We start from the raw sequence: 17,145 nt of genomic DNA on the forward strand, positions 1-17,145 counted from the left end.
GTTTGAAAATTTATTATCAATATTGAATATATAGCCGATAAATTTTTTATCTGTTCAGAAGAACAGCACTAAATTAAGCACGACCAACAAGCAAAACACAACTATAAGTATTTGAGAATCTAGATTCTGTTTTCAGTCTATCTGATCTAATAAAAAATCAATAGTTTAACTATATCTTCTTGGTCTTAACCTCGGGATCCTTTAGCTATATTTAATAGAAAATTTTTTACATGAAGACTACTAAATGAGTAGGGACCTATCGATAAAAACAGTGATAAAATTGGAGGCGCTATAGCTAAACTGGATAGAATTACAAAATAATTTCTTCTATAAGAAATTATTAGATAAATAAAAATCCTTCTTTTTATGCTTTATAAGCATAAGGGTATAGGGAAATATAAATTTAACCACCTACCTAAATAAATTAACATCAATCCTCTTTTAAACTAGAAAAAGATTTCTAAATACAAAGCATATAGTCTATTAATTAGGATATTTAAAATTGATGCATAGGTGGCATATATCAGTGGATAAAGAGAGTGTGATTACCTTGTCACGCTATAGTAAATAGCGTACTTTAACGAAAGTTAATAAAAACACTTTGCCAGATTTAACGTAAATTATTCAATACATACCCGCTTGTTAAGAAAGCCAGTGAAGGTCTCATAGAGACCTTTAATTCTGGAACCATGGATGTCCGAATAAAATTACCATAACTTATTGTTATAAAATTTTTTTCTCTACGATACTTCTCGTGAGCTATCCTGAATAAATTAAAAAAAGGACTCATGGGCATGCAATGATATTGGTTGTAAAAATTCATTAACTTCGTATAAGTGGTAAGTTTTCCATATTCCACCCAAATATACCTTTTTTTAGCACATAAACTAGTGAAAATTCAGCTTGAATCAGGTATTTTGCCGAGTTACGTGAACTGCTACCACTTGAGCACACAAGAATTACCGGTTTACTCTTGGCTGTCTGTAGCTCACCTAAATTTCCGGATTTAATATCTTCTTCAGAAAGATTTAAGCTATTTACAATATGTCCCTTATGATAAGCTTTCCGATTTCGAAGATCAACGATTACTGCTTCTTTCTTATTTATTAATTGAATAGCCTCACTTCTTTCGATTATATGAATCTTGGAGAACCGATTTTGGAAAGTAGTAAAAATTAGAGTACTCAACAACACTATCCACCCTAAACTCAATATCAGATGATTATCAATGAAGCTAATAAATTCTGGCATGGGATGAAAAGACTCCTAAATTAGTAATTATCCTAATGTTCATAGCATCAAGGATACCGTATGTCATAAAAATAGCCAAATATAGCTCACGATCTTCGTTTTGATAAAATTTTGTAGTCTGAAAAACGAGTGGCTATATCGCAACAGATATTTGACCTTTATTTCTCTTCTCAGATATAGCAACGTTAATGATCATCTAGATCTTAATTTAAATTTATCCATTATGTATCACTGCTTGATACCATTTTTTAGATCGAGAAAAATGTAGTTTAGACAATTTTAAATCTTCTTATCAAATCTTTATCTACATGATACATATGTAGCTCATTATATTAGTGTGTCATGCTTACTTTCAGTAACAAAAATATATCTCGCGGAAAGATTAATATAAATTAAAGTTCTCTCCCACATCTTATCCCTTGTTGAATTAAACTAATTTTTAAAATTAAAGATCATATCTTTTAAATCATTATGATATATAACATTATTATATGTTAAATAAATGTTGAAAACAGGATATTATATTAAAATAATACCTTTTATCGGTAGGAAACCATCATTTATACAATCCAAGTGGCATTTAAGCATAAATAATAAATGCACATGGATCACAGTAAGTGTAGCCAGTATGTATCAAAAGCTCAATGACATTTAAACGTCATGATTTTAGATTACAAAGGATATAAACAGTCTCGCAACCTCACTAATAAAGATAGTGACTTCAGTTTATTTTATTTAAAAATACACTATATGTATAGTATTCACTTTTTATCCTAATACTTTCTGAAAATCTGGATTTGTAATCATTCTTCTGTGTTTTTGAAAGTTGCTGTTCCATACATTATCAATATTGATTATCTGTTTGAATTCTATAAATCATACAATGAACATCCGTGATAAATATAAAGAATAATATTTATTACGATATGGTCAAACTAGGCTTTATCTAACAATTAATCCCAAAATCGCTTACCAATCGGTAATTTATATACATAAACGTCTTGCTGAAAATGATCTTCTTTAAGAAAGTCTAAAAGTTTTAAAAATACTATTAAAGAATATATAGTCACATTCTATCATCAATAGTTCTGAATCTGCATCAAAGATTAGTACACAATGAAATCTGATTTTGTTTAAATATATGTGATTGTTACGATCAATGACATACTCCTAATCCTAAAATAATTTAAAATTATTTTAGACTTGAGAAGTTGTAAGTCAAAAGGTACACTACGCTACATTCACAGTCTTAAATATAAGAGCATGCGATATCTCTTTCCACACAAGGTCTCTGATAAATCACTTGTTAGTGAACACGGTTAGAAGAAAATCTCAAGTTAAACGAGGCAACCAGCATCATGTATTTATGCGCGAACTGATTTCATTTTTGGAGAAGCAACATGTCCCGAGTCTGCCAAGTGACTGGCAAGCGCCCAGTGAGTGGTAATAACCGTTCTCACGCAATGAATGCAACAAAACGTCGTTTTCTACCTAATCTACACTTTCACCGTTTTTGGCTTGAGAGAGAGAAACGCTTTATCACTCTGCGTGTCTCTGCTAAAGGTATGCGTCTCATTGATAAGAAGGGAATCGAAGCGGTTTTGACCGATCTTCGTATCCGCGGTGAGAAATATTAAGGAATTACATCATGGCTAAAAGTATTCGCGAGAAGATTAAACTAGTTTCTTCAGCTGATACTGGTCACTTCTATACCAGTACGAAGAACAAGCGCACTAAACCCGAAAAAATAGAATTAATGAAATTTGATCCAGTAATACGCAAACATGTTCTTTATAAAGAAGCTAAAATCAAATAGTTCTAGAGTTTTCTAGAAAACTTACCTCGTTTAGATTTTTATAGATTGCCTGGAGTCACAACAAAGATTTACTGAAAATATTTCATTTTCTAAATATAATTAGAGTTTTTATTGCTCTACCGCGCTATAAGCGCGGTAATGTCTAAAACGTAGTAGAAGGAAATATTTGATTATAATTTATATTAAACTATTGTGTAAACAATAAGTTTTTTTCTTGATTTCATACTTCTTTTAACACAGATCAAGATGATATGAAGCGTCTTAGATAAGACTAATCTTGCAATAGCAGTGTTATCGAAAATTTCAAAATACTCATTCAATGAGTCCACTTAGTTTCAGATATGACGAGGGATGTGATAGTAATATACTCCTTGAAATTATTTATCGATATCTGATGAAACATATACATTAGCAAAATCTAGATTTTACAAAAAATAACAACCGATCAGGTTAGCCATCTATCTCAACAGTAAGAGACTATCCTAAGGTTTTATTGGCGTATATGAACACATCTCATATCCATAACTAAAATCATGGGAAAATATAAAGATTTTTTTTAAAAGTTATTTTATTTTAATAAATTTATGGGTTGTGTCTTTTAGTTGACTACTTAATAGATTTTAAAAAATAAATTTCATGTATAATATATGCTTTTAAATAAAGCTTATTATAATACACGCGATTTTTTAGTCTTGAAACTAAATCGAAATTTAATGATTTCATTGTAACACTTCACTCAAAAAAAATACAGACGAATAATTTTTCTAAGTCTATAACATAGTGATTAGTTATTATCTAGCTTGTGAATCCAAGCTATAGTAATACTACTATAGCCTCTTGGATCTTCTAGAAAAATATCATTGTAATCTATGTAAGATTATTAGACAATATGACCCAATACATTTAAAAAAAGCCTATATTGAGGAGAATGTTTAAATTTATTATATCATTGATAATTTCGCTATAAACTGCATCCTCTATCTAAACACAATGTGTTTAGATAGAGGATGCAGTCGCTCTAGATTCATATAAACCATATAAATATACCTAACTTTTCATAGACATTATTAAAACTAAAGAATACTTCTTCAACAGAACACACCTGATAAAACATTCAAATAAAAAATCACCACACAATACCATTATTTTAATACAAATAATAATAGTGTGAATAATTTCTATTTATTGTATTTTTCTATTATTAAAACAGAGAGGTGAAATTATCACTTGCTCTTTAAAAACATCTTTACAATTAGAAAACTATAATAAAACACATAGACTGTCTTGTTCCTTTAAAAACATACAACTCTATACAAACACGAATGCATTCCATCTGCTTAAAATGTAGATTTTAACACTATATAGACATGATAATCTATATCATCAAAATGAGTTTTATCAGTATAGAGGTAGCCAAACCGCCATGCAATGAATGAAAATTCATTGCTAGAGTGGAATATAAAAACTTGATAAGAGATTAGGATACATGCAGTAAAAAGAAACCAACTTTGCCAAAAATCTGGTACTGTAACCATCGCTTGTAAAAAGGACAGACAACAGGTAATAAATAGTCATCATGCAGAATTTCCATCTGCTTCGCCAGAAGCTTATTTTTTAAGACTGAATACGCTACACTATCTGTCACGTATCATATCCCTGTAGTTAAATGGATATAACAAGCCCCTCCTAAGGGCTAGTTACAGGTTCGATTCCTGTCGGGGATACCATATCGATTTTTACATCTATAAAAATTCAGAGAGCAAATTTAACTCAATAAATCATTATTAATATCCTCACTCATCTATTACATGAAAAATCGCTTATACATTATTACTTCCTGTTAAACAAGATAATCTGATAATTAAAATGATTAATATAAATTCAAGATTTACTAATATCATCCTCTCTTCTAGATATTTTTTTCTTACTAGATGCTAACCTTACTTCATGTGATTTGGTAAATAGCATATATGTAAAATACATAAACCACTCTGTCAAATTCTTGAACACTCTTAACATTTTTTATAATCTTTCAATATGTTATTCCAGAAATATCACTCAATACTTTTAGGTTTCATGCCAATGTTTCATACACTTACTGCATAAAAATAACGACTATAACGGTAACCTCGAGATTTAAAAATGACAGTTATGTGAATTTTAAAACGCATCACAAAAATCAAGTAATAAGGTTTACTCAAAATATTGGATGATGATCTTAACGATAAACCAGCAGACTTATAATTTCAGTGCTTGATAGTAAAAAAAAGCAGCAAGAATCTTTTAAAATATCATATGAATAGATAAAATTAGGCTGCTGATGATAAATTAGTTAAATACTACACATATTGAACTTCAATATAATATATAAAGATTATTTAAAATATGTTTTAGTAATTTTCAATTAGATCTAAATTCATTATGAAATGAATCAGGCATTACAAGATTTATTTTTAGTGTGTACACTATATTTCATATAACCTATATATAAAAGATTCATTATGAGAAAAATTTAACCATAGCTGGTACTGATCCTAGTAGTGCTGCGGGTATTCAGGCCTATTTAAAGACCTTCTAAGCGTTAAGTGATTAATGGCATTTCAGTGATTACAACGCTCCTAGCACAGAACACCCAAGAGGTGAAAGCGACTTTACCCGCTGATCTCTAATAGATGTGTAGAAGCGCGGCTGAACTCAGTGCTTAGCACTATAAATATCGACAGTGTTCAACTTGGCATATTTCACCGATCTTAAATTATCAATATTGTGGTTAATAAGCTTAAAAAATATCCTACCCCTTAAGGAGGTACTAGATACCGTGATGATGGACACAAGTGGTGATACACTGTTAGAGGAAGATGTAGTTATTTCTCTTAGAGAAACATTGTTACCGCTAGTATCGATTATTACTCTCAACCTGATTGAGGCCGCAGTTCTTCTTCACTGCTTAGCGGAAAAGGATGAAAATCAAACGCGTTAGCAACGTCAAGCACTACTAGTACTTGGATGTCAAGCTTGTAGTAATGAATGGAGGGCATCTACCCGGAGAATCAAGTCCAGATTGGCTCATTATTTTAGATCAGGAATTACGCTTTGATAGTCTTAGGATTGATACCCACTCAGCATACCCATGGTATAGGTTATAGCCTTTCGGCTGCTTTAGCTACAAAGCGTCCCTGCTATAAAAACTGGTCCAAGACACTAAAGGTTTTAAAATTATGGATATAAAAAGCGCTAGAACATGCGAAAGATTTAAACGTAGGAACAGGTAATGGGACCGTGCACGATTTCTATAAATAGTAGTGATTTAGTTTACCTCGAACAACCCAGATTGCTCGTTCCGAAAGTTTTTAAGATAATGTTATGTCACTATTGCTAGTTCTATATCCAGATATATAGAATGATTTTTATAGATAGAAATAAAAACTAACCATTTCATGAGAAAACTCGTTCTACTTATTTAACACATCATTTCAACTTTTAAAATGGTGAATATATATTAAATACTCCATTTCTTCAGCTTCTAAATAATAAGAGGATTCATCAAGAATCCGTACTTTTGAACATCAATCTAAATAATGATAAGCATCATTCCCATGAAAAAACATTAATTGACAAGAAATATTAAAATTATTATTTCATCTAGAATTAAATAAAAACATATTTATTTTTTAAAAAACGCGATGGTAGATAACATTACGATGATCCACCATTGCTTTAATAATTTTCATTGTTCTTAATATATAAGAGAAGTCCACTGAGTGGACTATGATGTTTAAAATATATATTGAGTAATATATCCCATTACTCAATAACACTCAGTCTATCTTTATATATGTTTTCTAAGTTTTTTAACAAAATTACCAGAAAAAATCATTAAAATTTGTTCCAGGCAAGCAGTCTTCATTCATTCTATGAATATATTTCTTACGTACTATATGTTTCAATCCGAATTATTATATTTCCTTCGGAAATTAGATTGTTATCGAAAAACAGGATATCTAGGATATAATCAAGAGAGAAAATATCATGATAATTTCTCTCTATACCCAAGTAACGACAAAATTTTTCACAGACATCACTACTGATCTTTTAGGAATAAAAGAATAGGACTTTATATCAAAACACTTTTTTCTTCCCATTTGTCATATTTTAAAGAATTTTTATTACGCTCTACATAACACCATGTCCTCTTTAAAATCACGCGTATAAATAACGTAGATTGATTGAAAAACAAGAAATTCGAAATGAAAAACCATGCTAATAATGCCGTCCCTTTATTAAAAATGTGATTTCGCTTCTTGAAAAACCTAAAAATGTTTTTCGTATTATGTCTTTTAAAAACCGATGCAAGTTATTTCAAGATACGACAAAGTATAAAAAACACATAATACTATCAATCTTTTTGTTAAAAGGAACAAGAGTATATAAAAATTACTATAGCTGTCTAAAGATAAATAACTGCGTGTGTAAAAAACAGGAGATATAATATTCAATACAATAATATTCCCAATATTAATTACTGGAGTTCATGCCGCGATCAGAAATAATGTGGATATAAGCCTATTTCAAAGTAGTATCTCATACCTGACTATATAGAGAAGTTATTATTATGTTTCATTTTTATATTATGAATATAAACATAGATCTCGCGGTAAGCAATCTTTAACAAAAACTATATAATTCAAGAGAAGCAGATCAAGAGATACTTAAAATATCTCCAAAATGATTACCGCTATAAAAAAAGAGAAAGAATAATCATTTTCCTAGGCACAGATTATTCCTTCTATATTTTCTAGGTTCATCATTATATAAGCAAGTTATCTAGAACTTATTTAATCATCGAGTAATATGATATATTTATCAAGAAAATGATACGATTTTAATTGAAATTATTACATACATGATTTCCCGCATAGCGAGTTACATGAATTTTTTCACACAAAGCATAGCTTTTTAAATGTTACTGAATTTGTTTTTTATTAAAGAAAATCCTCGAAGGCATATGAGAACGCTATGAAATCTCTATTGCTTAACATCTTACGCATATATTTTAGATAATCTTGCGCAATATGTTATTAAGCATAAATATCAATTATAATTTTTTATCAAAAATAATATTTTTTGGTTTATTTTCCCCGATCACTTTTAGTTTGTTCGATAACTCCCGCCGCTCTTTTGATAATTCAGCATTTTTAATAATATAATCATCAACACGGTCTTCATAATCTGTATGCATATTGCTAATTATTGCTTGAATTTCCTCAATAGACATACCTGATTTAATATAGTCACTAAGATTATTTAGTAGGAGAACACGCTTTTGGTTGTCACGAATTTTCTTCTCATTGTCAATAATTTCACGCTGCAATTTGTTCTTACGGCGAAACATACGTACAAATTCCAGGACATCGTGAAATGAAGGCTGCATATGATCCATTATGTTTCCTCGCTTAACTTTCTTGATAAGACTATCTACTAAAGCTCTCAGTCTTGAATACGATCTCTTAGTAACTCATCTAGACAGCAGAATAAGAACCATTCATAACATTAGATTCTCATTTCAGTTCAAGTCACCAACCCATATCATTAATTCGCTACATTTAATGAGCTTTCTGCAATAACCATTTCCAATTTTCTAAAAAAAAACATAGTATTTAAGAGAATTGCTATATTCTACATTAATTATACACAACACTAAAATTCATTTAAAATACTATGAAAAATTCTTTTAGAACAATGCCTTGTCTTGTTATTAATACGTTACAGTCAGTTTCCTCTTAATACTTTCATCTCACAGTATCTCAATTGTGACTCAGAGCTCTACTGCTCTAGGCATAGAGAAACACATTAGCTAAAAAAACACCATGAAATTTTAAATATGATAAACCCGGTACTTAATTATGCACATTTGAAGTATCTATTATTCATATCTAATACAAATTTAGACAATTACCTGGTTATTAGCATCAAACATGCAACTCAATAAAGGTACATCTACTTCTCCAGATCAAACAATAAAGTAATATATGAAGATCCAGAAACAAATCTCTATTTAACCTCCCTTAATTCTACTCATCAGATATGTATATAAAATATGGGATACAATCTTCTGTAGAAAACTTAATATAAAGTTCTATTTTTTCTACTGATACACTTAAAATTGTTGTTAAGCCACTTTATGAAGTAAAGCTCATATCTATAAAGATATGAGCATCAATGAGATTAAAAATCTTCAGCATCATATAATGATGATATCATTGAATTCACGTTAGGGTATTATTTTCATAAGTATTAAGTAGTTAAATGCTATTGATTTTATCAAAAAAATAAAACATCAAATCGACCATTCACTTTACCTATCTATTCACTAGTTCTGAAATTTATACCACACAAGCAACTTGACTATTAATAGTCTATGATAAAGTATCTGTATAGTCGTGAAAACATTTTACAAATTCTTAAAAATACGTTATTATTGAATAATTTAAAATTATAAACAAAATCAGTGTATTTCCTATGTTCTTAGTGTGCTAAGCATCACTAAAGATTCATTAAATCTTATCGTAACTAGGTTGATTAATTAATATATTTTGATTTTTTAAAATCTACTAATGGTAGATGCTCACTGTTACTTATTTTAAAGTCTACGCACACTAATCAATTTTAATATTGGAATTATTCGGTCCGAAGCATTTAAAACCATATCTTGAATAAAGGTTTTCAAATTCCTCCCCTTAATTTTCAATATCAAAGAGATCAACCAGGCATATACTAGACGAACGTTCATGAAATAACAGATATCTCTCAATATAGAGATAGAGCATATGGCATACTTATTCTTAATGTAATTGAATAAGATACTATCTACAGCACTTTACTTATGATAAAATCAACGTCCTAGGGGATCCCCTGCTATCAAGCAGATAGCAGGGATATATTTATAGTATATAAATCAACATATCTATCTGTTGTACTTTGATAATTGTTTAAGAAAGAAATTGACTGATAAACAGATATTATAGAAGCAAAAAAAACAATTTCTGGAAAGTTTTAATGGTTTTTAGGTAATTAAAATATGGTTATTTTTTATTTGTAAAACTCACCACATCATGAAGGCAGTCAGTAAATATAAGACGAGTGTGACATATGAGGATTCTTGCTGATTCAATCAGTGCAATCTGCTATCCCGTCTGAAATAATAAAACTTTACTATGGTCTACAAAAATTGATCTTTATATCTAAAGCATTCAATAAGGTTATTATGACCTATGTGTAGCTCTTAACACCATTAACAAATAGTTTCTTCTCTAGTATAGACGTGTTATTGTCACTACCGTGATAGAAGGTAATCACGTAATTGCTATTCTTATCTGGCTCTGCACTCAAGACCATGATACGCGTTAAGCACTTTAAACCGATACACTTATCAGAAAACAGTTATCACTGTTTTTTATCAAAAAACCTACAGCGTTTCTGCTTAGCGTAAACTAAAAAAATGGATAGAAAAATCCATATTATCAAATAGTTGTGCGTCAAGAAGCTATTAAATAATAATTAACACCGACTAACGTTAATTTTCTTAACTCGGAAAATATATTTAAATTAGACAAGCGTCTGGACGATACATTGATTATTGGGTGTCTATTCAATGATTTTAAAATACATAAATCTATCCAATATTCTAGAAAAAAGATATTATTGTTTTTCAAAATACAATCTAGCAGTACTCTAAATACTTAACAGAAGACTCCTACCATCGTCAACTCCATCTGTAAATATGTAGATATAACAGTTATATATCTATATGAATATTAGTTAAAACATGTATTTATCGATAAATCGCATCTATTACAAGATAGACTGATTTCGGCGTTCGTCGCCTAATGTTGACATTAACCCATGCCCAGGTAAAAACACAATATCATCTGCTAATGGCATAAGCTGATAATTAATTGAGTGCATTAATGTTTTTATGTTACCGCCAGGTAAGTCCGTGCGACCAATACCGTTTTTAAACAGGACGTCCCCCATAAAAATAAACTTCTCTGCTTGATTCCAAAATACCACATGGCCTGGAGAATGCCCAGGACAATGTAGAACTGTAAACAATAGTTTACCAAGACTCAACATCACCCTATCTATTAACCAATGGTCTGGTATTAACGGTGTAATAAACTCCATTCCAAATAATTGACACTGTCCTGGTAAATTTTGCAGGAGTGGTTTATCCTCATAATGAGGACCAATAATGGGTACACGATAAAAAGCTGCAAGTTCGCTGGCAGCACCGACATGGTCTAAATGACCATGAGTTATCCATATTTGCTGTACTGTCACCCCGAGAGCTGATACTTCCTGACGTAACCGAAACGCTTCACCTCCAGGATCTATCAGCGCCGCTTTTCCGGTTTCTTGACACCAAAGAATAGAACAATTCTGCTTAAACGATGTTACCGGTATAATGTGATATTTCATACTTTATCCATTCTGATCCTTTTAACTCACTAAACCATAAAGCTCTTAAGAGAAATTGTAACCTCTTATGTTAGTTAAAAGTCCCCTCCCTCTCCTCATACACACATCAATATGCATGACATCTCTGCATAGAGAAGACTTCTCTTGAACCCTAAAATTCTGTATACAGATGAAATAAAGTCTCAATGACTAAATGATGATTAAAGTATAGAAATGCAAATAGCATGTCTAGATTTAAATAAGTGTAGCTTTTTCAGCTAATACTCTTTATTAAAACAGCATTTTATTTCATACTTATCTTATATAAACCACAAGAATATTTTGGTACCTTGGCCTAACTTAGATAAGCTACGTATGTATTTTAAATCGATTTAATTAAGTAAAATAATGAATTTTGGCAAGGAATTGATAACGTTATCCAATTTCTTGAGAACATCCTCCCGGTTTACATGTACGCGACGGATTTAGATAGCGTCTCATATTAAGACAAAATACCTAAACGGTAGAACAGCTATTTTCCGTAAGGATATGTTCTTATATAAATGTGTTAAGATAATCTATCACGACCCGATAGATAACCATAACAATAGTCATGGAAGAATATGAAAACAGAGTCATGTATTACGATTTTTTATTCGAATCATACAATTGGTATCGATAAGGTGGTGATAACCTAATATTTATTTGGAATATTTTTAAAAAATATATTCACATGTAGACGAATTCAATTCGTCACTTTTAAAATCTTTTACAGTACGATTGTAATACCTTCTCTTTTTCTATACATCACTCACTTTATGTCAACCTATACATATTTTAGGTCTGATTGAAATACGTAGGTAAGTAAACAGTCACGTATAACTTTTAAAAAATATCAGAAGGATAATTCTCCTGAATACAGGATAATCTCATTTAAAGAATGCTTCTAGAATCCTTAAAATATTTCATTAGTATATATCTGATACACTATAAATAAAAACTAGCCACTATCTTAAGGAAGAAAAAAATGATTACAACTATTGAAAAAATTCAGAACCAGCTCACTGAGAATCCTATTCTTCTATATATGAAAGGTTCACCAAAATTTCCAGGTTGCGGTTTTTCAGGTCAGGTTGTTCATGCGCTATCCGCCTGCGGAGAACGTTTTGCCTATATTGATGTGCTAACTCATCCGGATATTCGTACAGAGCTACCAAAATTCGCTAACTGGCCCACTTTTCCTCAACTATGGGTCGATGGCGAACTTATTGGAGGGTGCGATATTGTTCGTGAGATGTACCAGTGTGGTGAACTGCAGGCAATCATAAAAGCAACCGCAATAAAACATAATTTACACGAAGATCATAGTCGAATACTCTAGCTAACTATGGGTGGATTATTGCAGCGAATATTAGCGAAGAGAAAGAATGTCCAGTAGAGGTGCTACTACCTTGTCAGTCTCCGACTCTTTAGAAAAAGAGTTATTTTTTCACAGTCCTGACGAGTCGTTAGTAGAGTTCATCCGGACCTGATGAGGAATGATCACCTCTTCAGTAATTTCCGGCGAAGAGATTAAATTCGGCCAGCCGCCAAGACGCTTCCAACGGTTGACTAATTCACAAAATAAAACGGCAGTACGTTCGGTATCATAAAGGGCTGAATGCGCTTCACCACTGTTAAAATCGATCCCAGCAGTAGTGCATGCTTTAGCTAGGACAGTCTGCCCAAGTATCAACCCGCTTAGTGACACTGTATCAAAGGTAGCAAAGGGGTGAAATGGATTGCGCTTTAACTTAGTACGCCCGGAAGCTGCCATTAAAAAACCGTGATCGAAAGCGGCATTATGGGCGACAATAATAGCACGGTTACAGTCTTGATCTTTTATCCCCTTTCGTACCATGTTAAAGATTTCATACAAAGCATGATACTCGGTAACAGCGTGGCGAAAGGGATTATAAGGATCAATGCCGTTAAAGCTCAGTGCTTCTGGTTGCAATAGAGCGCCTGGAAATGGATCGATATGGAAATGCATTGTTTTATCGGTATGTAACCATCCATTATCATCCATTTTTAGTGTCACAGCTGCGATCTCAAGCAAGGCATCAGTCTCAGCGTTAAAGCCTGCAGTTTCCACATCAATAACAACCGGATAAAAACCACGAAATCGGGAACAAAGGATATTTATATCGTCTCTTTCAGCCATCTCTGTTCTTATCTTGATAGAATCAAGCACTTATTATTGAAAATTTCAGCACATTGTGCATGACAGTTAGTCCTAACATTGTCTCTCTATACTCCTTTTCTCTATGAATGGAGTATAAATATATAAGATATACAAGTCACTGGATTTCTATCACCTCAGTGATCGCTTAAACCATTCATTATTTCTCTTTATGTTTTTATATGCCAAAGATGCGTTGAGAACTAGAAATATATATAATATAATGCCATGAAAAATATAACTTTAAAATAAAAATACATCTTCTCTAGTTTATGACTAGAGATTATTTTGAAGAAAATAAATTCACCTATAAAATATTATGATTCAGATTTATCAATAACTTTGAAATACGTATAAAACATTTATAATATATAGAATATATTTATAGTTATGACAGTATAAATCGTCTCTATATTAAGAATATAGGGCAAGATGCTATGTCATTACACATTATGATTGCTATGATAAAAATCACGTTTAGAAATTTTCTTTTTAATAAAGATCAACTTATTCCTTGGCGCAGTAATTTAACTATAGACATTAGCACGATCACGCAACTCTTTACCCGGTTTAAAATGTGGAACATATTTACCTTCTAGTTTTACCTTAGCACCGGTTTTTGGATTCCGACCAATACGGGGTGCTCGGTAATGAAGGGAAAAACTGCCGAAACCGCGGATTTCAATACGCTCACCATTGGCAAGTTTTGTCGCCATATATTCTAACATCTCTTTCACGACCTCTTCAACCATAGTCGTTTGGATATTAGCTTGCTGACCAGCTAGCCTTTCAATAAGTTCAGACTTGGTCATAACGCCTCCAAGTTTACACGTCTCTTAAAAGAGACGCATAATAAATCTATTATACCACCCAGGAGCAAAAAAAATCACTTAATGCTCCCCATATTATAATTACTCGTTTTTGTTCGCTGCTTTAAAAGCTTCAATCATCGCGTTAGAGAAGTTACCTTCCTCCTGCTTATTGTTTACAGTAGTGATTACTTCTTTCTCATCTTCTTCGTCCTTAGCGCGAACAGAGAGGCTTAGAATGCGATTTTTACGATCGACACCAGTAAATTTCGCTTCGACATCATCACCGACATTGAGAACTAAAGTAGCGTCTTCTATACGGTCTCGCGAGGCTTCAGATGCACGAAGATAACCTTCTACACCATCTGCTAATTCAACTGTACCACCTTTCACATTAACTGCTGTTATTTTACCAGTAACAATAGTCCCTTTCTTATTCAAAGAAAGATAATTATTAAACGGATCTTCAATTAATTGTTTTACCCCTAAAGAAATTCGTTCACGTTCCGCATCTACTTGCAAAACTACAGCCGCAATTTCATCAGTCTTCTTGTATTCACGAACAGCTTCTTCTCCCGAGATATTCCAGGAAATATCGGATAAATGTACTAAACCGTCAATGCCACCGTCTAGTCCAATAAAAATACCAAAATCGGTAATCGATTTGATTTTTCCTTCAACACGATCGCCTTTATTATGAGTTTCCGCAAATTGCTGCCAAGGATTTATTTTGCACTGCTTAAGGCCCAAAGAAATACGACGGCGTTCTTCGTCGATATCAAGTACCATCACCTCTACCATATCGCTAACATTCACGACTTTAGATGGATGAATGTTTTTATTCGTCCAATCCATTTCAGAAACGTGTACTAACCCTTCAACTCCTTCTTCGATTTCAACAAAACACCCGTAATCAGTCAAATTAGTTACGCGCCCAGTCAATCGAGTGCCTTCTGGATAACGTTTTGCGATAGCGACCCATGGATCCTCGCCTAACTGCTTTAAACCAAGAGAGACACGAGTACGCTCACGATCAAACTTCAGTACTTTTACGCTAATTTCATCACCAACATTTACTATTTCGCTCGGATGTTTAACTCGCTTCCAGGCCATATCAGTAATGTGCAATAAACCATCAACACCACCAAGATCAACAAAAGCGCCATAGTCTGTCAGATTTTTTACAATACCCTTGACTCCCATACCTTCCTGTAAATTTTCTAGTAGTTGATCACGCTCCGCACTATTTTCAGATTCAATAACAGCACGACGGGAAACGACAACGTTATTACGCTTCTGATCTAGCTTGATGACTTTAAACTCAAGCTCTTTTCCTTCTAAATGAAAGGTATCACGAACTGGACGTACATCAACTAAAGAACCTGGGAGAAACGCACGGATACCATTTAATTCTACGGTGAAGCCACCTTTAACTTTCCCGTTAATAACCCCGATAACAGTGACTACTGCTTCATAAGCCTTTTCTAACATCAGCCAGGCTTCATGGCGCTTAGCCTTTTCACGGGATAGCAATGTTTCGCCAAAACCGTCTTCAACGGCATCCAGTGAAACATCAACCTGATCGCCCACTTCTATTTCCAGATCTCCCTGGGCATTTCGGAATTGCTCAACGGGGATAGCAGATTCAGATTTTAAGCCGGCATCAACCAAGACCACATCTTTCGCAATGGATACAACGGTAGCGCGCACAATCGAACCTGGCCGAGTTTCGATTTTTTTTAGAGATTCTTCAAAGAGTTGAGCAAAAGATTCTGTCATATTTGATAATCTTCAGGTTTTTAAGTTAACGTCCACCAAGCATCCATGCTTGATGGGGTTGTTATACACCCCCCGCTATCTTTCCTCACTGCGGGGTAATTTAATGATCATATTGCTATGATGATGCAAGAGTCTGTCTAGTATATATCAGTGCTTTGAGGACTACTTCTTCTATAGTAAGACAGGTGGAATCGAGCATTAACGCATCGGTCGCCGGTACTAAAGGTGCCACTATACGATCACGATCGCGCTTGTCCCGTTCTTTTATTTGCGATAAAAGACGCTCAAATCTAACACTAAAGCCTTTTTCCTGCAACTGCTGCATACGGCGATACGCTCTAGCTTCGGAAGATGCGTTTAAAAAAATTTTTACTGGGGCATTCGGAAAGACTACGGTTCCCATATCACGACCATCGGCAATAAGGCCTGGAAAGGTACAGAATGCACGTTGACGCCATAAAAGTGCTTCACGCACGCGTGGAAATGTAGCAATTTTTGATGCGATATTACCGATAGTCTCATTGCGGATAGTGTGTCTAACATTCTCTCCTTCTAGCACTACACTTACGTTCTCTTTCTCGAGTTCGAATCGAATGTCAAGATGAGTAGCGAGCGTCACTAACGCTTCCTCGCTATAGATGCCTACTTGATGATCTAGGGCTGCTAGCGCTAAAACCCGGTAAACTGCGCCAGAATCTAATAAATTCCACCTTAATACTTCTGCTAAAGCTTTACAGAGCACCCCTTTCCCTGAAGCGCTCGGTCCGTCGATGGTTATTATTGGAGTTGTCACCATCATAATCTCCTTACTA

Annotated in this window: 10 protein-coding genes, 1 tRNA gene and 1 pseudogene; 5 read left to right on the forward strand and 7 right to left on the reverse strand. The window is 32.9% G+C overall.

Annotation, left to right across the window (positions count from 1 at the left end):
- Nucleotides 1–822: 822 nt before the first annotated feature.
- Nucleotides 823–1,251: a rhodanese-like domain-containing protein gene (locus GFK82_RS02395; RefSeq protein ID WP_226810348.1), complete on the reverse strand. Its 429-nt coding sequence runs from the start codon at nt 1,249–1,251 to the stop codon at nt 823–825.
- Between the two features lie 1,400 nt (nt 1,252–2,651).
- On the opposite strand from GFK82_RS02395, the gene rpmB reads away from it, so the two are divergent.
- The 4 genes and pseudogenes from rpmB to thiD all read left to right on the forward strand — a co-directional run bounded on the left by rpmB (nt 2,652) and on the right by thiD (nt 6,367).
- A complete protein-coding gene (gene rpmB, locus GFK82_RS02400) occupies nt 2,652–2,888 on the forward strand; it encodes a 50S ribosomal protein L28 (protein WP_226810349.1) in 237 nt (78 codons plus the stop codon).
- Nucleotides 2,889–2,899: 11 nt separating this feature from the next.
- The gene (rpmG, locus tag GFK82_RS02405; protein WP_226810350.1) at nt 2,900–3,067 is read left to right on the forward strand and encodes a 50S ribosomal protein L33; all 168 of its coding nucleotides are present in this window, start codon (nt 2,900–2,902) and stop codon (nt 3,065–3,067) included.
- Nucleotides 3,068–4,719: 1,652 nt separating this feature from the next.
- Nucleotides 4,720–4,794 (forward strand) — tRNA-Arg (locus GFK82_RS02410).
- Between the two features lie 767 nt (nt 4,795–5,561).
- Nucleotides 5,562–6,367, forward strand: a pseudogene (gene thiD / locus GFK82_RS02415) (bifunctional hydroxymethylpyrimidine kinase/phosphomethylpyrimidine kinase).
- Nucleotides 6,368–8,162: 1,795 nt separating this feature from the next.
- On the opposite strand, the gene tmaR reads toward thiD, so the two are convergent.
- Both tmaR and GFK82_RS02425 read right to left on the reverse strand, forming a co-directional pair.
- Nucleotides 8,163–8,507 (reverse strand): PTS system regulator TmaR, encoded by a 345-nt coding sequence (gene tmaR / locus GFK82_RS02420; protein ID WP_226810351.1) that lies wholly within the window; start codon nt 8,505–8,507, stop codon nt 8,163–8,165.
- 2,411 nt (nt 8,508–10,918) lie between these two features.
- Nucleotides 10,919–11,545, reverse strand: coding sequence for an MBL fold metallo-hydrolase (locus GFK82_RS02425; protein ID WP_226810352.1), 627 nt, complete (start codon nt 11,543–11,545; stop codon nt 10,919–10,921).
- A gap of 1,006 nt (nt 11,546–12,551) precedes the next feature.
- Between GFK82_RS02425 and GFK82_RS02430 the strand changes: the two genes are divergently transcribed.
- Nucleotides 12,552–12,905: a Grx4 family monothiol glutaredoxin gene (locus GFK82_RS02430; protein ID WP_226810353.1), complete on the forward strand. Its 354-nt coding sequence runs from the start codon at nt 12,552–12,554 to the stop codon at nt 12,903–12,905.
- Nucleotides 12,906–13,013: 108 nt separating this feature from the next.
- On the opposite strand, the gene rnt is transcribed toward GFK82_RS02430, so the two are convergent.
- The 4 genes from rnt to cmk form a co-directional block, all read right to left on the reverse strand.
- Complete coding sequence (rnt, locus tag GFK82_RS02435) at nt 13,014–13,727, reverse strand: ribonuclease T (RefSeq protein WP_226810354.1); 714 nt, start codon at nt 13,725–13,727, stop codon at nt 13,014–13,016.
- 545 nt (nt 13,728–14,272) lie between these two features.
- The gene (gene ihfB / locus GFK82_RS02440) at nt 14,273–14,557 is read right to left on the reverse strand and encodes an integration host factor subunit beta (protein WP_226810355.1); all 285 of its coding nucleotides are present in this window, start codon (nt 14,555–14,557) and stop codon (nt 14,273–14,275) included.
- A 99-nt stretch (nt 14,558–14,656) separates the two neighbouring features.
- Nucleotides 14,657–16,333, reverse strand: a complete 1,677-nt coding sequence (gene rpsA / locus GFK82_RS02445; RefSeq protein WP_226810356.1) for a 30S ribosomal protein S1 — start codon at nt 16,331–16,333, stop codon at nt 14,657–14,659.
- Nucleotides 16,334–16,448: 115 nt separating this feature from the next.
- Nucleotides 16,449–17,132 (reverse strand): (d)CMP kinase, encoded by a 684-nt coding sequence (gene cmk / locus GFK82_RS02450; protein ID WP_226810357.1) that lies wholly within the window; start codon nt 17,130–17,132, stop codon nt 16,449–16,451.
- Nucleotides 17,133–17,145: the final 13 nt, after the last annotated feature.

Origin of the sequence: Candidatus Steffania adelgidicola, assembly GCF_020541225.1 — a bacterium.
In the GTDB taxonomy this organism is placed as follows: Bacteria; Pseudomonadota; Gammaproteobacteria; order Enterobacterales; family Enterobacteriaceae; genus Steffania; species Steffania adelgidicola.

Coding starts and splice junctions, on each gene's coding strand:
- GFK82_RS02425 (WP_226810352.1), bottom strand. CDS start 11,545: ATGAAATATCACATTATACCGGTAACATCGTTTAAGCAGAATTGTTCT.
- rnt (WP_226810354.1), bottom strand. CDS start 13,727: ATGGCTGAAAGAGACGATATAAATATCCTTTGTTCCCGATTTCGTGGT.
- rpsA (WP_226810356.1), bottom strand. CDS start 16,333: ATGACAGAATCTTTTGCTCAACTCTTTGAAGAATCTCTAAAAAAAATC.
- cmk (WP_226810357.1), bottom strand. CDS start 17,132: ATGATGGTGACAACTCCAATAATAACCATCGACGGACCGAGCGCTTCA.
- GFK82_RS02395 (WP_226810348.1), bottom strand. CDS start 1,251: ATGCCAGAATTTATTAGCTTCATTGATAATCATCTGATATTGAGTTTA.
- ihfB (WP_226810355.1), bottom strand. CDS start 14,557: ATGACCAAGTCTGAACTTATTGAAAGGCTAGCTGGTCAGCAAGCTAAT.
- GFK82_RS02430 (WP_226810353.1), top strand. CDS start 12,552: ATGATTACAACTATTGAAAAAATTCAGAACCAGCTCACTGAGAATCCT.
- rpmG (WP_226810350.1), top strand. CDS start 2,900: ATGGCTAAAAGTATTCGCGAGAAGATTAAACTAGTTTCTTCAGCTGAT.
- tmaR (WP_226810351.1), bottom strand. CDS start 8,507: ATGGATCATATGCAGCCTTCATTTCACGATGTCCTGGAATTTGTACGT.
- rpmB (WP_226810349.1), top strand. CDS start 2,652: ATGTCCCGAGTCTGCCAAGTGACTGGCAAGCGCCCAGTGAGTGGTAAT.